Origin of the sequence: Pseudomonas ceruminis (assembly GCF_021602025.1) — a bacterium.
GTDB classification, from domain to species: Bacteria; Pseudomonadota; Gammaproteobacteria; order Pseudomonadales; family Pseudomonadaceae; genus Aquipseudomonas; species Aquipseudomonas ceruminis.
This window is the reverse complement of sequence record NZ_BQHW01000020.1, coordinates 52,402-71,127: the sequence shown is the minus strand read 5'-3', so window position 1 is coordinate 71,127 and position 18,726 is coordinate 52,402. Positions and strand designations below refer to the sequence as shown.

16 protein-coding genes are annotated in these 18,726 nt (G+C 54.4%); 4 read left to right on the top strand and 12 right to left on the bottom strand.

Annotated elements, in window-relative coordinates; genetic code table 11:
• Window positions 1-547 precede the first annotated feature (547 nt).
• Window positions 548-1,510, bottom strand: a complete 963-nt coding sequence (locus tag L6D80_RS21295) for a tetratricopeptide repeat protein (RefSeq protein WP_023383801.1) — start codon at window positions 1,508-1,510, stop codon at window positions 548-550.
• Between the two features lie 48 nt (window positions 1,511-1,558).
• On the opposite strand from L6D80_RS21295, the gene L6D80_RS21290 reads away from it, so the two are divergent.
• The 4 genes from L6D80_RS21290 to L6D80_RS21275 are packed head-to-tail and all read left to right on the top strand — an operon-like array spanning window position 1,559 to window position 4,439.
• Complete coding sequence (locus L6D80_RS21290; RefSeq protein ID WP_023383800.1) at window positions 1,559-1,990, top strand: lytic transglycosylase domain-containing protein; 432 nt, start codon at window positions 1,559-1,561, stop codon at window positions 1,988-1,990.
• A complete protein-coding gene (locus tag L6D80_RS21285; protein WP_023383799.1) occupies window positions 1,991-2,269 on the top strand; it encodes a hypothetical protein in 279 nt (92 codons plus the stop codon).
• A 9-nt stretch (window positions 2,270-2,278) separates the two neighbouring features.
• The gene (locus tag L6D80_RS21280; RefSeq protein WP_023383798.1) at window positions 2,279-3,913 is read left to right on the top strand and encodes a GspE/PulE family protein; all 1,635 of its coding nucleotides are present in this window, start codon (window positions 2,279-2,281) and stop codon (window positions 3,911-3,913) included.
• On the top strand, window positions 3,819-4,439 hold the full coding sequence (locus L6D80_RS21275) for a thiol:disulfide interchange protein DsbA/DsbL (protein ID WP_224459421.1): 621 nt from the start codon (window positions 3,819-3,821) through the stop codon (window positions 4,437-4,439). The genes L6D80_RS21280 and L6D80_RS21275 overlap by 95 nt, the downstream gene beginning before the upstream one ends.
• 192 nt (window positions 4,440-4,631) lie before the next feature.
• Here the strand turns inward: L6D80_RS21275 and L6D80_RS21270 are convergent, their stop codons facing one another.
• From L6D80_RS21270 to L6D80_RS21220, 11 genes are all read right to left on the bottom strand, one after another.
• Complete coding sequence (locus L6D80_RS21270; RefSeq protein WP_023383796.1) at window positions 4,632-8,828, bottom strand: conjugal transfer protein TraG N-terminal domain-containing protein; 4,197 nt, start codon at window positions 8,826-8,828, stop codon at window positions 4,632-4,634.
• A gap of 9 nt (window positions 8,829-8,837) precedes the next feature.
• Window positions 8,838-10,277 (bottom strand): conjugal transfer protein TraH, encoded by a 1,440-nt coding sequence (locus L6D80_RS21265; protein ID WP_224459420.1) that lies wholly within the window; start codon window positions 10,275-10,277, stop codon window positions 8,838-8,840.
• 11 nt (window positions 10,278-10,288) lie between these two features.
• A complete protein-coding gene (gene traF, locus L6D80_RS21260) occupies window positions 10,289-11,260 on the bottom strand; it encodes a conjugal transfer protein TraF (RefSeq protein WP_082412208.1) in 972 nt (323 codons plus the stop codon).
• Window positions 11,261-11,289: 29 nt separating this feature from the next.
• The gene (locus tag L6D80_RS21255) at window positions 11,290-11,853 is read right to left on the bottom strand and encodes a S26 family signal peptidase (RefSeq protein ID WP_041925802.1); all 564 of its coding nucleotides are present in this window, start codon (window positions 11,851-11,853) and stop codon (window positions 11,290-11,292) included.
• A 4-nt stretch (window positions 11,854-11,857) separates the two neighbouring features.
• Complete coding sequence (locus L6D80_RS21250; protein WP_023383792.1) at window positions 11,858-12,322, bottom strand: hypothetical protein; 465 nt, start codon at window positions 12,320-12,322, stop codon at window positions 11,858-11,860.
• Between the two features lie 180 nt (window positions 12,323-12,502).
• Entirely contained in the window at window positions 12,503-14,935 is a 2,433-nt protein-coding gene (gene traC, locus L6D80_RS21245) for a type IV secretion system protein TraC (RefSeq protein WP_054893906.1), read from the bottom strand.
• Window positions 14,936-15,047: 112 nt separating this feature from the next.
• Window positions 15,048-15,389 carry a TraA family conjugative transfer protein gene (gene traA, locus L6D80_RS21240; protein WP_060500575.1) on the bottom strand — a complete coding sequence of 114 codons (342 nt, stop codon included), beginning with the start codon at window positions 15,387-15,389 and terminating at the stop codon, window positions 15,048-15,050.
• Between the two features lie 19 nt (window positions 15,390-15,408).
• On the bottom strand, window positions 15,409-16,017 hold the full coding sequence (gene traV / locus L6D80_RS21235; protein ID WP_082412207.1) for a type IV conjugative transfer system lipoprotein TraV: 609 nt from the start codon (window positions 16,015-16,017) through the stop codon (window positions 15,409-15,411).
• A 14-nt stretch (window positions 16,018-16,031) separates the two neighbouring features.
• Window positions 16,032-17,234: a TraB/VirB10 family protein gene (locus L6D80_RS21230; RefSeq protein ID WP_054893908.1), complete on the bottom strand. Its 1,203-nt coding sequence runs from the start codon at window positions 17,232-17,234 to the stop codon at window positions 16,032-16,034.
• A gap of 2 nt (window positions 17,235-17,236) precedes the next feature.
• Complete coding sequence (locus L6D80_RS21225; protein WP_054925610.1) at window positions 17,237-18,082, bottom strand: TraK domain-containing protein; 846 nt, start codon at window positions 18,080-18,082, stop codon at window positions 17,237-17,239.
• Complete coding sequence (locus tag L6D80_RS21220) at window positions 18,079-18,711, bottom strand: TraE/TraK family type IV conjugative transfer system protein (RefSeq protein WP_023383786.1); 633 nt, start codon at window positions 18,709-18,711, stop codon at window positions 18,079-18,081. The genes L6D80_RS21225 and L6D80_RS21220 overlap by 4 nt, the downstream gene beginning before the upstream one ends.
• Window positions 18,712-18,726 lie beyond the last annotated feature (15 nt).

The following is an 18,726-nucleotide window of genomic DNA, read 5'->3' as shown; positions in this document are numbered from 1 at the left end:
TGGGATTTCATTAGCGCGAGGGATGATGGATGGTTATGGAGCGATACAGTGCTCTGGAGAATTTTTTGCTGGCAAGCCCTGGGGGTTACCTGGTGCCAATGCTTGTGATGGCATTTGTCGTGCGAATGCTGCCACCTCGATCCCTTGCAGCGTCTCTGCTCAGGGCGGTTGGTGTTTTCAGCCATGAACTCTTCCATTTCGCGGTGGGCTACCTCACAAGGGCTAGGCCCATTGGAATGACCCTGATACCTCGGCGAGAAGGAAATCAAATTATCCTTGGGTCCGTGGAGTTCGAGCGCCTGACATGGGCGAATGCTTGGGCTACCGCTCTTGCACCCTTGTTAGCTCTGCCAGTCCTCTATGCGCTCGCCTCATGGCGCACCACGAATCAGGTAGGGGGACTGGCTTTTGAGGACCTGGCCTGGTGGATTCTCGCAGGTCCCATTGTCTTGCACTGCTGGCCATCGAGGGCAGACTGGCGGATAGCCCTCATCTCGTGGCCGATAGTGGGGCTAGGTCTGCTATCTACAGCTCTGTACGTATGGACTCACGACTTGTCGTTTCTGTTGGCCTGGAGCAGCGTGGCGTCGTAGTCAGGACGCTTCATGTGTTTGTGTGTCAATAGCCAGTTGGTTGCGAAGCTGGTTGCGTCATTCTGTTCTTTGGCGGTCAGTCCGAAGGACGACATTCCCGCTGAGTTCATGCCCGGTTTTCCCTTGTTCAGACCGACGTAGATCATCCACCAGGATGCGGCCATCTTCACGTTTTGATTCATCCCCTGGCCATTTTTGTACATCGCAGAGAGGATGGCGGGTGCATTCGGTTCGCTTGCTTGCGCTGCCTTCGTCAGCCAGTTGTATGCCTCTTGGTACCCCCCGCGTTCGTAGAGCATCCGCCCAAGTAGGTAGTAGGCTGTCACGTTGCCACGGTTGGCGCCCTCATTTGCCCATGTCCAGGCTTTGTCATGGTCGCCTTTGTTGAGGTAGTAGAGCGACAGGCGGACAGCTGCAAGATCGACAGACGCGTCCTTTACTGACGACTCAAACATCTCCATCGCCTTGGTCTCGTCCTTCGGTACACCGCGGCCAAGCAAAGTAAGTACTGCCAGGTTGTACCGAGCAAGGGGGTAGTCAGAGCTGGCGGCAGAGAAATATGCTGCAGCGGCGGCGCTGTCTTTTTTGACCCCTTCACCGTGATCCAGCAGATAGCCCACTACGTTCTGTGCTCGGCTATTCCCGCCTTGGGCGAGCTCGAAGAGCTTCGGCAGTGCAGCTTTGTCCCCAGCTTTGTAGGCTGCCCAAGTCCGAAGTACTTCGCCACCCTCCCGGGCGGTTGAAAGGAGGCCCTTCATAGCAGTGGAGATGTCTGGGAGGTCGGCGCCCCCTGCTGCTGCTTCGTTGCTGAAGTATGCAGCTGCTGACGTGTCTTGGGCGCTGCTTGCAGCACAGGTGAGGCTCACGAACGCTAGAGGGAGCGCCAACAGGATCGGCAGTCGATTCAGTGAATGCATTAGCGGATACACCTTGTTTATTGGTACGCGTAATGTATTCTCTAGCGCATGAAAAAACTATCCCTCCCTTTTCTCCTGATAGGTGCATTGGCCTGGCTTCCTACGACCTCCCACGCGGACTGCTTCGCCGAGGCGGCTGCGCGATATAGGGTCAGCGAGAAGCTACTCCGCGCCATTCAGGTCACCGAGAACCGACCGGGCAAAGCAGACGTAGTGAGCCAAAAAAATAGCGATGGGACCTGGGATATCGGATTGATGCAGATCAATTCCTCTTGGCTTCCAAAGCTATCGAAATACGGTATTGGTGAGAAGGAGCTGTTAGATCGCTGTGTTAGCGCGAATGTCGGCGCCTGGATCCTAGCAAGTAACATCGCTTCACACGGCCATGTTTGGAAAGCGGTTGGCGCATACAACAGCCCTAATGAGAAAAGTCAGCGGATTTACATTCAGAAAGTCATGAATAACTACGGTGGTTTGTAAATGAAACAGCTATTCAGCAGTTTTTTTGCTGTTCTTCTATTTGGCTGGATTTTGTACACGGTATCCCCGGAGGAACCGTGTGAACGCGTCGAGCGTGGCGCTTTACCGGTCCGAGTTGTTTTTGATGCAGTTCGTTGGGCAGGTACGAACTACCTTAGTACAGATTCGCGTATTGACTTGTTGATTTGGAGCATTGCGGCTGATAAATCCGTGCAAAGTTTCATTTCGCGCTTGTTCTATGGCCCAGAACTCAACTGCACTACCGGCCAGGCTAAATAGGAGCTGACTGTGGCAAAGGAACCAGATCTTTTTATTTACAACTCCCCGGCAGATAAACCGGCGGCAACCTATTTGAACGACTTGTTCAGGATGGCCGCCGAGAATAAAGTCCCGGACATTCACTTCCAGTGGGTTCAAGGTCACGTGCATATTCAGCTACGGCAAGACGGTCAGCTGAGGCATTTTGAAACTGTAGAGCCTGCTATGGGAAAAATGATCGATACGAAAATTCGATCGCGGGCCACCATGGACCTCTCGCAGCATCAAATCCCCCTCGATGGTCGTATCGGATTGCGATACCCGGGACTGGAGTTGGAGGTCCGTGTGAGCTTGGTTCCAAGTCACAATGGGCAAAAAATCGTATGCCGGTTGCTCGACCAAGAAAACGCGTCGATGAGCCTTGACCGAATTCGAATGCCGCCTCTGGTCGAGCACGCATTCCGCGAGATGATCAACGAACCTCAAGGGCTGATCCTTGTCACCGGCCCAACCGGCTCAGGTAAAACCACGACACTGTACGCAGCACTCAATGCCATCAACGACGGTACGCTCAACATCTGTACTATCGAGCATCCGGTTGAGTATGTAGTTAAGGGCTTTGTCCAAATCAACGTAACGCCCCAGCTCAGTTTCGCATTGGGTCTACGGGCCCTGTTGCGTCAGGATCCGGACGTTATTCTGATTGGTGAGATTCGTGACCAGGAAACCGCACAGATTGCCATTCAGGCTGCAAACACCGGCCACTTGGTCTTTGCCACATTGCACTCCAATAGTGCAGCACAAGCTGTACCTCGCATCGTTGATCTTGGGGTCGATGCCCAAACACTTGCGTCTGTACTCATTGGTGTGATTGCTCAGCGACTTGTGCAGACTCTTCGGACTGATATAGAACACGAATGGCTACCTATTAATGACGTAGAGCGCATGTGGTTGAAAAAGAATGGGCTGCCGCCTGTCACAGGCAATATTCCATTTGCGCCTTCGAAAGATTCGTTTTCAGGTAAATGCCCCATCATTGAGCTTATTAGATCAGACAGATCAGTGCGTGCAGCCATTATCGGTGGCGGTGGAGAGATGGCTGTGTTGAACGCTGCTGCACGGCAGAGCCAATTCGACACATTAGGCCAATCCGCTGTGCGGATGGTAACTGATGGCTTGACAACCTTGGGACGGGTACGGACCTTAATTAAAGATGATTCTGTGAAGCCAGCGGTTAGGCGCATCGGTGATGTTCTAATCGCTCAGGGCCTCATTACCTTTACGCAGGCAAATCAGGCAGCTGAACTTCAGCTGCGGTGTACGATTGAAGGCAAGGTCAAAAAGTTCGGGCAAGCCCTCATTGATCTGGCGCTTGTGTCACAAGATGACGTGGTGAACGCTCTTGGTTACACCGAGGGGGCGGTGGAATTTTTGAATGAGTTGGCCGCGACCCGGAAAATCAACTTCAGGGCACTGAAGGATACTGTCGAGCTGTGGCGCACTGAGCGAAATCAAGAGTCAATCTTCGACATGCTCATCGAGCAGAACCTCATCAGCAAGGAAAGTTTATATGAAGAAGTTTATTGCGCGGATGGCTATGGCAGCCCTGCTGGCAACTCCAGTCCTCTCCTTAGCACAGGAGTCGCTGCCGTCGCTGCCGTATAGAGAGGTTGCGGCCCAGGCTGAAGACAGTCACAAGGTCATCGTGTTCTTTTCCTTTGCGTGTCCAGTCTGTGCTTCATACGATCAGACCTTGGCTCGGTGGGCCAAAACGATGCCGCCTGGCTGGTCCGCTGAGTTCCTTCCCGTAGCGGTCCCCGACAAAGCCAATTACATTGCTGCTCGTGCATTTTTTGCTGTCCAGGATGCAGATCCAGCCCGACTCGACGCATTCATGTCGGCGGCCTATACGTTGATCCAGCAGAATGGCATGCCGATGGAGAGCCCTGATACATGGACGAAAGCTGTAGCGATCTCGAACGTTCAGGGGTTCAACGAAGCCTGGCACAACGTCACTCAGCAGCGGCTGGAGAAGGCTTTTGCCAAGCTCCTCACATATGGAGTTGATGCCACACCTTCCATGGTCATCAATGGGAAGTACGTGATCACACCTGACGATGTTTCCGGCGATAGTGCGCTCTACATGAACCTGGCCAACGGCATGATTTCCAAGGTGATGCTGGAGCAATAACCCAGCCCACGGTTGGTTCTGCCAGGAAAGATTGTCAAAACAGGAAACCCCCGTACCCACGGGGGTTTTGCATTTTGGCGGCCAGCCCGGTGCCAGGGATCCTATCTACAAAGAAGAGCTGTACAGTCCGAAGGCGGGCAGCGTTACAAAAAAGAAAGCCCGGCATAGTCGGGCTTTCTTTTTCAGCTGTAGTTAGCTTTTGCCCCCTCTCGTCGTCGGCGGCTTGGCGTCGTCATCACCCTTGTCTTCCGGGGTAACAACGGTGTTTTCCAGGGTCATCACTCGCGTAACGGGTGCCGGCTTCCCTCCTCCACTGAACGGCGACTCGTAAGCATCCGCAGCTCCCATCATGCCTTCACCGTATGGGCTACCTGACCCATTATCTGAGCCGGACAGTTGTGGCTCACCTGCTGAGAGCCCAGCGCTAGCCTGCGATTGGGCACCAGCAGTCATCAAACCAGCACCCGATGCCGTCATCATTTCGCCCGCTTGTAGTTCAGTGTGGGACTCGGCCATGGCTGGTTGCGAACCCATATGGAGTTGACCGGTGTGAGCGGCGGTGGACGCGTGACCAATGGGCTCCATCAGGTTCTGACTAGTCCCCGCGGTCATGAGCCCCTCACCTGGGGCCGCTCTAAGCTCCCCTGCGTGACCTGTGATCGGTGCAGCCTCGACGCCGGTCAGCGCTGCGGCCGCGACGGGCTGGCTGGCTTGTACAGGTGCAGCGTCCTGACGGATTGGTGCCTGTGCCTCGGCGCTGGTCAGCGCTGCGGCCGCCACGGGCTGGCTGGCTTGAACAGGTGCAGCGTCTTGGCGGATCGGTGCGTTGCCCTCCCCCCCGGCGAGCGCTGCCGCTGCTACAGGCTGACTGCTCTGTGCATGGGGCGCCTCCTGTCGTATTGGAGCTGGTGCTGGGGCAGGCGCTTCAGCGTTTGCATTAATTGGTGTGACCAGTGGCTGGCCATGGGCTGCAGCTTGCGTATTTTCGCCCGGGGCAGCCATCAAGTTGCCTGCGTGTCCGCCCAGGGGAGCAAGAGCGTCGGCGCGCGCCGGCATTGGGGTCACAAGCGGCTGACCACTCTGTGCTTGAGGGCCAGGTGTGGCGCCATCACTCTGGAGCATTGAGCGCACACTTGAGCCGGGCTCAAAGCGCTCAGGCTTGCCGTTGGCGGCCACATCAGCATTGTAGTTGTCTGCCATGTGATCGGAAGCGATCATCATCCCTGGAACAACCGAAACGTTGCCAGCAAGCTTGGTGGCGGCTGCGGCCTCGCGGCCAGCAGTCTTCGCAGTAGCTGCAGCGGCTTTCGCAGTTTCAGCAGCTTCTGCCACATGTTCGGCGTTCACGACCCGCGAAGCCTGGCCTTGGCCACGAAGCAGCGCAGGTACCTCGTGCCCAGCTGCATTGACCACGCGTGCAGCCTGAGCAACTTCGGTACCGGCTTCAGCTGCTTTCAAGGCAGTTTCAGCGCTGCGTGCTGCCAGAACCGCTCTTGTCGCTTGAGTCCCTTTGATAGCTGCTCCACCCCATCCTGCGCCTGGCACAAACATAGTCGCTGCCGTAACGGCCATCGCAGTTTTAGGGTTTTCTTGCTCCCATTGCTGCTCGGCCTGGCCTACGCCGACCATGGTGTTCGTGATTGGCTTGACCGACATTGTGTCGCGGATCTGCTCAGGGGAAAGGGTAGTGTCCGCATTTTCGAGTGCTGTTTTACCCGCCCGCATCTGCTCTTGAGCTTTGGCATGGCTGCTTGGCATTTGCGACGATACATAGGTCTCGCGGTCCTCGTAGGAACGGTATGGATCCATTCCAGATGCGACTTCCCTGAGCTCTTGTGGTTGTGGAGCACCAGTAGGGCCGACCTGATTCGGATTGACCCCGGGAACATTGGTCGACGGGTTGCCGATGTTAGCGCGAGAAACCTGACCGGCTGGGTTGTCACTGACCTGGGCTGCTCGCCCACCTACGCCTTGGAATTTGGCCGCATCACCTTCGCTCGGCCCACCCACAACGTTTCCAGTCATAGCCGAAATGACATTCGCGAACTCTGTGTCCGCCCCAATGGACTTGAGGGCCCACAGCTGGGCTGACTCACGAGCGCCAACCATGCCAGTGGATTGCTGGGCATAGCGGGTTTCAAGCTCGGGGAATTTCTTGTTGAATTCACTGCGCTGCGAATCGCTGAGCCCGGCGATTGCCTGATTGAGCGCCTGCATCCCCTGCTGCGATCGGGTGAGATTCCCGCCGGTGGTCTCCTCACTGATCTTCGCGTTTGCGGAAACGCCGGCCTCCGCTGATGTAGCTTGCTGGAAGCGATTGAACGACGATTGGGTGTCGGCGGTGGTTGCACTCAGACGTCGACCCAAGGCGTTTTCAGTTGCGGCTTCTCTGCCAGTGCTATGAGAGAACGTATCAGCAACTGAGGCCTTCCACCCGGACATGTCACTTTCATTTTTGGAGATCTCTGAACCAAACTGGGATGCAATGGTTGAGGCCTGAGACTTGGTCATATCTTTCCCAGTGGCGTTCTGAATGCCAGCAGAAACACCGCCGAAGATACCGCTGAAACCCACCTTCGCGTCGAACGCCTCTTTGAAGGAATTCATCTCCTTCCCAGTGAACCCCAAGGCCTGACCAATGCTATCCCCCAGCTTCATCGCCTGCTGGGAAATATTGCTGTGCTGGCGATCGAGCGATTGCATGCGCTGATCTGTCCAGCTGTCACCGGATTTGTAGGAGGACATTTGGCGCAGTGAGGCCTCGACAGCTGAGGAGCTCTCGCTGCGCTTAGAATGGTCGGAACCGAAGGCACTCTGGGTGGAAGTGCTTAGCGTGTTTTTTAGATCCGCCGTGTTCCAGTTGGCGCCATTGAGTGACAGACCGTTATTTACACTGCCGGAATGTTCTGACTGGTACTGGTTACGGCTTGCCACATCGACATGTGCCCCATTTTTTACAAGATCAGGAGACTGAAGTTTCTCGTCATTGTGGTCGCGCCCCGACCAGCGGCTGGCAAGGCTTACCATGCCGTAAGCAGTCAAGCCAAGCATTGCTGCAGAAATGAGTGGTGTGGCGGCCAGCATATCCGATGCGATACCCAGCCTAGTTGCAAGAACATCGTAATAGACCGCCTTCATGTTGCTCGGTACTAGGCCAGCTTCTGTGAACTCAGTCAGTTTCTCTGCGACATCGTTTTGGATGTACATCTGAATCACAGCGGAAAATGGCAGCCAGGAAGTAGTCCATATCCCGAACCCCAGAAACTTTACATACATCATCAGCGATCCAGCCCCTTTAAACAGGCTGTAAATGATGACGATGGGCGCGAAGCCGAAGAAGAGAATCTGAAGGAAGACCATTGTCGGTGTCATGATCTTTGCAAAGAAACTGCCAGACGCCGCAGCATCGGAGCGGAACTGCTCGTCTTGCTGAGTCAACGATGTCATACAAAGATTGAAGCTGTTTTGATCGGAAACGCTATCTAGACAGTTGTATGTCCCTACTACAGAGTTGTAGAACAGCGCGTTCACCATGAAATCATCAGCGCTTTGAGCGGCAGACCACAGCGAAGGCACCAGGTTGGTAATTGCAGCACTAACATCGTCAGGCGTGTAAGCACTGCCCGAAGGGCTCTTAACCTTCATGCCGGCATTGATCATTTGTTTCGCGGCTGCGGAGGATGGGAACGCATCAACCTTGAGTGCTATCTTGGTCTGTGCTTCCTGGCAAGAAAGAGCGGAGCCTCCAATATTGACGTTATCCCAATAGGTGGTAAGGCCCGTGCCGCGGGAATGGCCTAATACATAAGAAACAATATTTGTGGATTTTTGGAAATCCGCAATGCTGAATGTCGTTGAGCCAGGAACACAGTCGATAATGTATTGTTTCAAGCTGGCCACAAGGTACGGGTCAACATTCTCCACACCCTTGCGCAGTGTAAGAAGCAGTTTCAACGGAGTGACAAAGCCATTCTGAGTGACGGCCATGTAACTCCCTGAGGTGCTTTGGTAGGCTGTGTTGATTTTTTCAAACAGTCCGTACATTGTCGTTGTGAACAAGCTGGCTGGTGCCGCGATTACAAGGGGGACGTTATCAACCTTGTTGACCGTCCCTGTGTAGATATCCTCGATCTTCACATCGGCCTTAATGGTGCAACACGCAACCATCATGGCGAAGCCAAACAGGCCACCCACAGGTCCGTTTGCAGGGATGAACTGTTCCGAAGCGCCTTTCTGAATTACAAACATAATTCCTGAGATCAGCGCAATGAACCCACCAACGAGGTACACGCCAGTCATGAAACCCTTGGCGTTGAATATCATCGCTACGCTGTTGAGCGTATTGTAAAAAGTCGAAACATCACCTAGTACAAATACAGTGAAGTCCATAATATATCCCTAGAGGCCCGGCTTAACAAAGATCGCTGGGTTGCTGGTTAAAATCATCTTAATCCACTGCTCGGTAGCAACAACCCTTGGTTGGAAGTTTGCGTCCTCCGCCCTGATGGCTGCGAGCTCCTGAACGAGCTTGTTAATGTTCTGGTCAACAAAGTCAGGTTTGATGCCTTTAACTCCGTTGAATGTCTGGTTCGCTGCATACAGAGCAGCCTCACCATATTTCAGGGCCAGTTCATTTGCGATGATTGGCGCCATTTGTTCCGCAACACCCTGAATTGCCCCAGGGAATTGCTGTACCTTTCTAATCAAGGCAAGCGCAGGTGTTTTGACAGAGTTGATGAACTGTTTTTGTGCTGCAGTGAAGTCGCAAGAGTTACTGGTGCAGTTTGTAAGCTTGCCTACAATCGAAGTGCTAGCTGTACCACTTGTCGCGCCTTGTGCGTAGCCGAACAGCATTTTGTTGGTGTAGCCCAAGGTGCCATCAAAGCTCAATGTCTTATTGGGGTTGATGCTAGTGCACTTGTTGCGGTCGTACCCGTTGTCGCAATGCAGGAGTTTAAGCGGCGTACTGTTGGAGCTTGAGCCGTTTTTGAAATTCATCAGTGTCAAGGTTGGGCTATAAATTTGACCAACCTTAGGCTTTTCAGAACCGTCAGAGTTTTTCGAGGAGCTGTCCGGCGCAGTCATAACTACTGCGCCAATCATGCTCATCACAACTTCGTTAGCGAGATTGCTGTCAGCTTCGCCAGTGTCGGGGTTACCCAGGTATTGGCCTGATGAGGTGTCGGTAAGGGCTTTCCAAACAGGGTTGCCGCACTCCTCGCAGCTTCCGTCATTGGTGCCTTTGTCAGAACTGCTGTTCGGAGAGCTGAATAGATCTGTCAAACCAGCGAACAGATCAGAGAAGGAGCCAGTTGCTGCCGAGGCCGCCGTCGATGCCTGGTCAACCATCTCTTTTCGAGCTGATGGATCTGTGAACGACTTGACGATGGAGTTCGCCACAGCGCATGTGTTCTTCATCATCTGGTTCAGGGCTTGCAGCTTATTCTGGAAGTCCTGCATCAGCTTGCCCAGAGCCGGGTTGATAGCGTCAATGGCGGCTTTGAACGCAACCCCAACAGCGTTCGCTGCGATTTGGCGGAACAATGCAACCAGGGCGTCTGCGTTGATGAACGAGAATGACCCCGCGAACATATCAATCCCGCCGCAACCGGCCGAGAATCGAGGCGGGTCGAAAGCAACCAGGTTAATGTTACGAACCGGGCTTCGAAGGGCTGCGCCACCGCCTACCATGCCGCCGCGGCTTTGGCTTGTGAAGGCGCCCGCGCTGGTGCTGTTCGACATGAACATGCCGTCAAGCGCATCAGCAAGTCCAGCTGATGCAGGTGCTGAAACCATGGTAAGTGTTGCCACCAGTAATAACGATACCAGCTGTTTCAATATATTCCGCATTATTGTTGCCCCCCTTCGTAGCGGCCTTCCAGTTTGTCCTTCAGGTATTTAACCCACTGCTTTGGATCATCACTCGCACCCTTTTGAGTGTCTTCGTTGGTCAAGACGCCTCGATCATATGTATTGATTTTCTGTGCAATGTCTTTCGGCAATAGATTGTTGCTGTCAGCTGCAATGATGATCCGCTCTGCGAGCTGGTCTTGGGCCATCATCCCTTGCGATACGATGTAGTAGTTGTTCGGAGGAACAACGAGAACTGTAGTTGGCGTGATGCGCAGGTTCAGAATGCTCGCTTGCCCGGTGTTTTTCTCAAATTCCGTTACATTCGGTAGAGGTTTGCCATCCATGGAAATGAATTTCGTGACAAATCCATACTCCTTGGCCAGTTTCTGAACGGTGTTCACTTGAGGTCGGCAGAATTCACACTTCGAATCGAAGAAAACCCACAAGCCGCCCACGGTCGCGACATGTTTTAGTGCCTCAGTTACACCGGCCTGAGCATTCCTCAGGAAGAATGGTTTCGTGTAAGTTGCGATAGGGACTCGGTTGTTCTCGTCCAGGAATGGATCGGCGGCCACAACACGGGTTGTCATCTCTGCATAGCGCTGGGACTTGTCCATGGCCACGCGCTGCGCGTAGAGATACGCCTCAACGTTTTCCTTGCTAGGGTCGTCGATCGCGGCGTCCAACAGCTTCGGCATGTTTTCGCGCAGCCACGAAACAGAAAACGGGTGAACTGTCGGTTCTTTGGAGTCAGGTTTTTCGCTGGGAGCTTTGGGCTCTTGACGGATTAATGGCGGAGGCGGTGCAGTCTCTTTTGGATCTTTGTAGAAAAACCACCCCTCAGCTTTGCGCTCGATGAACCTCGGAGATCCGCTGTCGACATCCGCATAGACAACACTGGGCAAGGCGGCGATAGACAATAGCGCCGATACTAGAATGTTTTTTAGTAATCCTTCACGCGTACGCATACGCTTGAGTCGTTCGAATGGAGCTTTCATCAGATGATGGGCCCTACCTTGCCAATGATCAGCTTCGAATCTAGGAAGCCCCAGTAGCGGCCGTCATAGCTCCTTGGCTCAGTCCCAATGACCAGAATCTTGCCGGCCGGTACTGTCATGACACGGTCGAAATCGCCGGACTTCTTGCCCAGCTTTTCGATAAGGTCCAGCTCACCGATCAGTCGATCGCCGATGTAGGCGACGTTGTTCTTCACGACCAGCTTGTCACCCGGGAGGCCTGCGACCATCTTTCCAACGGTCTTCCCTTCGAAGTGCTCGCCCATGAGGCCGCCTTTCGGCACGAATGCGACGAAATCACCCCGTTTGAGGTCAGCAGGCTGGCCATAAGTGATCATGTACAGGCGCCAGGGCAGGCAACGGACTGACGCAAGATCAACACCGATCCGGTAGTCCTGGCGAAACGTCGTAACGGCCGCAATTGCAACGATGAACGCAGCGGCGATACCTATGAGCGAGTTTCGAAGAAATCGAAGCCGTGCTTTGTCTGTCCGAAGGGTTTTGAGCGGGGACACCAGTCGAGACGCCAGTGCTTTAGAGTTCATGCGATCACTCCAGCTCAAGGCCAAGGTGCTGTGCAACCTGGCCGGTAACGTTCAGCCCCGCGGGTGCGTTTAGGGCTACCGATGAGTTGATCACCAGCACCCCTGAATCTGTGTACCCCTTCAGTACATTTTGAAGTTCTGTCACGAATGCAAGGCCGTCGGCTTGCGCTTGCTCAGGGCTTAAGCCGGCCTTATCGAGAGTACGCTTCATCTGCGCATTGGCGAGCTTGGTGCCATCAACCAGCACTACCTGTGCTCCCGAACTGAGGTTCTGCCCGGCGAAGTGATAAGCCATGAAGCTGGTGAAGCCGGATACAGCGAGAGCCACGAAGGCGCATGTCAGAAAGGAAACCCCTGCAGGTGCTTGCTGGGCTTTGCCACCCTGTGCTGGCTTAGTCCTTACCTGGTCATCATCAGGGCGGATTTGCTCCCCTGGCTGTTGTTGTTGGCTATTCGCTGTATCAGTCATCGTGGCGTTCCCTAGTAGCGGTGGAAAGAGGTAGCGCTCAATGCGCAGTTATTTTTGCAATCATAACACGTAGCACTACGACCACAGTATCAGTTTGCCGCAATAAAAAGCCCGGCGCATGGCCGGGCTTTTTATTGCAGTGGTGGTGATGGTGCAGGTGCTGACTGCTTGCTGGCCTGATTACGCCGCAGAGCTCTGGCGGGCCATGTAATTGTTCACTGCCTCTACCGCATCGACCCCACGGTCAAGATCATCAAGAATCTCGTTGCGGGCTGCCCCTTTCGAGGAGAACGTCACGTTGTGGAACTCATCCACAACAAGGCGCACGATGCCCCAATCGGTTTCGCTACGCTTGACCATAATCTCGCTGTACTTGCCGGGCATGGTGTGTACCGTCTTCAGCATGTGAGCCCCGTAAGGTTCGATCTTGAACTGCTTGCTGTCGATGGCCGAGTCGATCGATTCGGACTTCTGCTGCAGGATGAACTGCCAGGCCGAGTTTGCGGCGATTGCCTCGGTGTTTTTCGACGCATAGACGTCGCCAATAGCCTGCGTTACTACCAGCACCGCACCATCTTCTTTCCGCGCTTTGCGGTAAGCAGCAACCATGGCCTTGGCCATCATTGGATCGTCGAGCATCTCCCAGGCCTCATCGACGATGAGGATTTTCTTCCGGCCTCGCTCACCCAGCTGCGCCTTGTACATGTCGTGGTTGATGCGCGAGATCAACTGCAGGAGGACCACCTGCTGAAGAGCTGGGCGCCCCTTCAGATCGCTCAGCTCCATGCAGATGAACGCGTTGCTCATGTCCAGGTTGTTCTCACCATCGAACCATTTGGTGTACTGACCACCGGCAAACGGGAACAGCTGGCGGCCCAAGCGCCGGCACTCTTCGTCATCCGATTGATTGATGAACCAGTCTGCAACAGCGGTGATATTTGCGGCGTTGCCGAACTTCTCCCAGGTACTGGTAATGGCCTGCTCGACACGGGACAGCTGGTAATCGTTAAGCGTGTCCTCCGGTGCGGCCATTTTGGCGATGGTGGCTTTGAGGATGTCCATTTCCTCGTGCAAGTCTTCAACATGCGTGAACGGGTTCAGGCATACATCCGACTCAGGCTTGAACTCGATGAATTCGCCACCAACCATCTTGCACAGCTTCAGGTAACTCCGGCCGGCGTCGATCACCCACAATTTTGCGCCTGCAGCGAGGTAGTCGGCGGCGATTTTCTGTGTGAAGAACGACTTGCCAGCGCCGGCCTCAGCAAAAATGATCCCGCTGTAGTTGGTACTCGACTCGTACAGATCAACCAAAGCAGGCTGGCCACGGCGCGTGAGCAGCAGCATTGCCCCACCCATGCCGCTACCTGTCCATTCGCCGAGTATCGGTAGGAACTGACAGGCATGTCGCACTGCCATCGTATGGAAGCGATAGAGGTTCTTGACGCCTTCATTGGACGTATTGAGTGGCAGCAGGTTGTTCCAGAGAGCTTCAAGGATGCGCCTGTCTTCCCGGAGCTCGAAAGCCAGAGAGGTGTAGTAAGCCTGCAGGCCCGCGGACAACTTGTTCAGGCGCTGCTTGTCACGCGAGAACAGGAAAATCGTAAAGTTCACCTCAACGATGATCGCACCCTTGCCGTCGATCTCATGAACCAGGGTGTCGATGCCCTTTTTCTTGTAGCTGAGGATGGGTATCAGGTGAGCTGTGGGCCCAAAGACCTGGTGGTTGATGATCGAGGACGTTTGCTTGACTTCGTCCTTCTTCACGACCTGGTCAGGGTAGTGGATGGTCAGCACCATGTAGTACGGGTCGGTGATCTGGTTCGAAAGCCCGTTCGGGTCGCCGATCATGTGGTTCATGATTGCGAGGCTGGTTTTCTGAGGGAAGTGTTTGACACTCAGCGCTTTCGCATAGTGGGCGCCGTCATTGAAATTGATGGTCGACGGGTCATCGTAGTTGATGGAGTCGCCAGGGTAGTAGACCTGGTCCTTGATCAGTTGATCTTCATCGTAGTGCGACCGAGGAGCATCCCACAGCTTCGTGAGGATTCGCATGAGCACCAGATAGCCAACTGCATCGAGCTGGAACAGATTCAGCGACGCTGCTTTGAGCGCTTCCGTGACCCGGTCGGCCGATTCTTTCGTCGCCGCGATGTCTGCGTCATCGGGGCTATCGGTGCGGCAAGGGAACTTCACGGTCACGATGACGCGCTGACGATTCAGCATCACACCACTCCGCTGAACCAGCGGATTATCAACGCCACCGTTAATCAGGTTGGCGTGCTGGCGTGAGAGAGCCTTGAGAATCGGGTTCAGCGCTGGCTTGCTGTTCAAATAGGCATCGATGTATTCGCCGACATCGGGGCTTTCAAGCATTGCGATCTGAATGTAGGTGCCTGCCGCGAAGTTCATGCTCAGGGCAGACTGAAGCTTGTCGACGGTCGAGGAGCTGGCGCCTGTCAGGGCGTCAGATACAAAACATGCCCCGAGGTAATGTTCATTCCCGTCGGAGCAAAAGAATACTTTTGAGTCGGGGTCGATAGCCCTGACATTGAGTTTTTTTTGAGGGGTGGATGTTCTATCCCCTTTGAGCGTCGCTTTCGAAGCTGCCATTTCACTGTTCGCCATATGTGGTGGTTGAGTAGGCTTGGAAGGCCTGGAGGGCAACCCGCAGGCAGAGCCAGTTGAAAAGGCGCACTAGCGACCTAGTGCGCCTTGAGGGGCGTTACAGCGTTGCGGTGAAGATGTTGGTCAGTACGCCTGGGCCAACGCTTGCAGAGAGCGCTACGGCTACGCCGGTCACAACGGCCATGACCGATTGCTTGACCACGCCGATTGCCAGGCCGGTACCGAGGGCACCCAGGGCAAAGACCTTACCGAGGGAGCCGGTCATCCAACCGTCGAGGCTGATGACGATCTCGGTGAAGGTGGAGTCGGCGCCGGCGGTCACGTCGACGGCGACAGCCAGACCGACCACAGCCATGCTCACCAGGGCACGTTTGTCGATTTTCTTGAATGGAGCAGCGGCTACTGCGGTGGTTTCGATTTGTGCGATTTGTGCGGTCATTGTGTAGCTCCCAGTGTTATCAGTTCAGATTGATGTCAGTTGTGGATGGGATTGCGGACGACGTAACTTGCGGTCCGTAATTGGTTGGTTCTGCAGCAACGTTTTCCGATTTAGGGGCGGCAACATTGACTGGCGGTACAGCGGTTAACTCAAGGTGAGGAACAACCATGCCTTGGCCTGAGTATTCGGATTTTCCGAACGACCAAGTGCGTGGCTGAATCTCGGTAAAGAGGTAGGACGGAAAGTGCAAATCGTCCTTGCTGTCGATCCACGGAGCGATCCAGATGCGCATGACTTGGGCTGGAACTCGAACCGGTCGAGCAAGATCCGCAACAGCTGGCCCTGGCACACCATTGGATACCTTGAGGTTATGCTCAGAGCCGGCAGTCTTTCCCATGTCGTCACCGTACTTTACGTTCGGTGCCTTCTGACCAATTGGCATATCGCTGTCGGTCAGCGCTGGGCTCTGTTCTGTGGACTTGTAAACAGCCATTGGCGACTTACAAATGATGCCTTGCGGCATGCCTGGGCATGAGAACTCGTCATCGCCGGCGGTATTCAACCAGGACGAACAACCACTCAGAAGAGCAATAGGCAACAGCGCTGCGACTAATGCAGTACGTTTCATATGATTACCTTTCATCATTTCAGTTCGATCCCTTTCACCAGCATGATCGTAACTTTGCGGCCGGCGTCGATCTCAACTACCGGAGTCATTTCGCGAGCCATCTCCATGTAGAATTTGGCAATTTCATTCGCGGAAGTAGAGAACCCTTTAGCAACACCAGTTTGCAGAATGGTCGATGTGTCAGCGCTTTGGGTTTGAGTGGTGCTGCTGTCACCCAGGCTCAACTGCGGGATTGTTTGTGGTGTCATGCCCTGTGCGAGGCCCGAGAGACCGCCGGCAACCAAAGTTTTGGCAATCATCTGGCCCTGCTTGGACACGAGTCGACCACGCATACCGACCCGCCCGTCCTCGCCAACGATGTAACCTTCCATCTTCCCTTCGATGATCTTTCCGTCTTTGCGTACGCAAGAGAAAGATTCTGTCCGGAGCATAGCGCGCTCACTGGAAAGAACACCGTAGCCAGAAGCGAGCGCAAAACATTCTTTAACATCGACGCTGTACTTGTTTGGCAGTACGGCGTCAGACTTGATTCGCATGGTCGTCGGCACAGGGTTTTTCTGCGTTGTGGAGCTGGTTGGCGCGTCCATACCGTTCAGCAGCACACCTTCGAAGAACGAACCGGCTGGCATCGCCGGGGTCGGCTTCTCTGCCTGCTTCGGGGCCTCATTCCGGGCCGTTTGGGTACCGCCAGTGACCCGCAGGGTTGCTACCTTCGGTTTCGGCTCTTGCAGGGCTTCACCAGTGCCAGCTGCGCTTTCATAGCCTGGCAACGCAGCATTCAGAGCTGGAGCGGTACCGCCCTTGCTAAGCTCCAGTTTGTCCATCCGATCACCCAAGCGCTTCAGCTCGCGAAGCGTGTCCTGGGTAACAGGGTCAGGCCGTTGCCCCCGCAGTCGTTCTTCTTCAAGGGCGCGTAGGCGATCATCTTTGCGATCTTGCTCCATCTGCTTGAGCGATTGGCCGATCTCTTTAAAACGTTTGTCCTGTAAAGCCAATTTAGCCATGATCTGCTCAGGAGTATTATTATCTCCACGAGGCAAGAGCAGCTTGGTGTCGGAAGTGCCTTCGGTTTTCGTATTGTTCTTGGGCTTGTCATTGCCAACAATTACAGAGCCGACAATCATCAAGAAGCCTAAAAGGCCAATAATTGCAATTGTCGATCGAACGCCTGGGCTAAGATCTTGCCACTTATCTTTCAGCTGGTCTTTGATAGCCATGCTTAATTCCCCGTAGCCGACTTATCAGAGACGATGAACACATCAGTGGTCATGCCGGCACGTAGGGTGGCTGTCGGGAAGAAAGACACAGCGCGGACACCATCGCTGTAGAACGTACCTTCATCAAGATCGACGTCGGTTTTGGACGTTCCTTGCAGGCTGTAACGATAAATATCGTACTCTGGGCCGGAGTAACGAACTTTTGGATAGGCAATTACGTTGCCAATGTTCGCGGCCGACGCAGGCAACAGACCTTCACTGAAGCCTTCAGGGGTTTTGCCGAGAGCTGCTTCTCGCAACACGTAACGAATAGTATCGGTGTAGTTGTTGCTGTCGGGCGCATGGTTCTCGGACGCATGACCGCCAGTTTCCACCATCGGCTTGTCCAGTTGCAGCGTAATGGTCTGCTGTGGGAGCTCCTTCGGAATCAGGGTCAAAGAAATGACCGGGTCGTTTGGATTAGAACCAGTCACGTACAGTGCGACTGGCTTATCCTTCGTCTTCATCGTCGCATAAAGCGATTGACCGATCGTACTGATATCCAAATCATCAGGTTGCTGGTCGACTGCTTTAGGCGAAGCGAACGGAGTGGAAATCCGGTTCGGCAAGATGTTCGAAACGTAAATAACTTCGTTACGGTCCGAGCTCACGCGAACTACCTGGGTGCGCGAATCAGATTCGGCGCCAGGCATAACGCCCAAGCCAGGCAGAGGCTGCGCTTCGACAGGTTTGACTCGTTTTGCTGCCGTAGGAACAGGCGGCAATTTTACTTCCGCCATCCCATCAGCCCATGAGATGGATGCATGGATGGTGGCCAGCACGATTAGAGCAATGGCTGAGCGTTTCACTGAAGCGCCTCCTTGGTTGGTTCTGCTGGCTTAGGCGGGTGAGACTGAAGCCACTTGAGTGTTTTTGGGGTGCTGCCTGGGTAGTGGTCCATACCCGTGATCCAAGGGCGGCCCGCACGCATCTCGATGACGTACTCGACCACTTGGTAGTCCGGTTTGGGCTTGCCGGTTGCGCTGCGAGACTCCATCGAACCGAGAATGAAAACCTTCTTCGTCTCCTTCTCGTAGCTGATGTCAGTGGCGTTCCAGGACACAGAACCAGCATTCGTTGCGAACACGGGGTCGTTGGCCAACACGAACATCTTCTTGCGCACGTCTGCGTAGATCTTCGGATCAACGAAGGCGCTAACAGAGTCGGCAATGAAATTCACGTTCTTGGGCGTGACATTGCCCATCAAAGTCGAGGCATAAAGGCCAAAGGACTTGATGTACTCGTCGTCCGCGTTGTTCCAGCCAACCTTCACGGCCTTGTCCAGGTTCGGCGGCACCAAACGTGTGGTTTCGTGCTGCCCCATTTGGTTGAAAGTGAGCAGCAGGACCGATACCGAAAGGCACGCGATCGACAAGGTCTGGAAGTTTCTGAGACTTTTCAGCCCTTCCATCGTGTTCTGCATTTTCTTGATCTTCATTGCGGCCTCAAAGCG

Excerpts from the sequence above, each read along its gene's own strand:
- L6D80_RS21295 (WP_023383801.1), bottom strand. The coding sequence starts at position 1,510 with ATGCATTCACTGAATCGACTGCCGATCCTGTTGGCGCTCCCTCTAGCG.
- L6D80_RS21270 (WP_023383796.1), bottom strand. The coding sequence starts at position 8,828 with ATGGACTTCACTGTATTTGTACTAGGTGATGTTTCGACTTTTTACAAT.
- L6D80_RS21290 (WP_023383800.1), top strand. The coding sequence starts at position 1,559 with ATGAAAAAACTATCCCTCCCTTTTCTCCTGATAGGTGCATTGGCCTGG.
- L6D80_RS21230 (WP_054893908.1), bottom strand. The coding sequence starts at position 17,234 with ATGGCTATCAAAGACCAGCTGAAAGATAAGTGGCAAGATCTTAGCCCA.
- L6D80_RS21250 (WP_023383792.1), bottom strand. The coding sequence starts at position 12,322 with ATGACTGATACAGCGAATAGCCAACAACAACAGCCAGGGGAGCAAATC.
- L6D80_RS21285 (WP_023383799.1), top strand. The coding sequence starts at position 1,991 with ATGAAACAGCTATTCAGCAGTTTTTTTGCTGTTCTTCTATTTGGCTGG.
- traV (WP_082412207.1), bottom strand. The coding sequence starts at position 16,017 with ATGAAACGTACTGCATTAGTCGCAGCGCTGTTGCCTATTGCTCTTCTG.
- traA (WP_060500575.1), bottom strand. The coding sequence starts at position 15,389 with ATGACCGCACAAATCGCACAAATCGAAACCACCGCAGTAGCCGCTGCT.
- L6D80_RS21275 (WP_224459421.1), top strand. The coding sequence starts at position 3,819 with ATGAAGAAGTTTATTGCGCGGATGGCTATGGCAGCCCTGCTGGCAACT.
- L6D80_RS21255 (WP_041925802.1), bottom strand. The coding sequence starts at position 11,853 with ATGAACTCTAAAGCACTGGCGTCTCGACTGGTGTCCCCGCTCAAAACC.
- traC (WP_054893906.1), bottom strand. The coding sequence starts at position 14,935 with ATGGCAGCTTCGAAAGCGACGCTCAAAGGGGATAGAACATCCACCCCT.
- traF (WP_082412208.1), bottom strand. The coding sequence starts at position 11,260 with ATGCGTACGCGTGAAGGATTACTAAAAAACATTCTAGTATCGGCGCTA.
- L6D80_RS21220 (WP_023383786.1), bottom strand. The coding sequence starts at position 18,711 with ATGAAGATCAAGAAAATGCAGAACACGATGGAAGGGCTGAAAAGTCTC.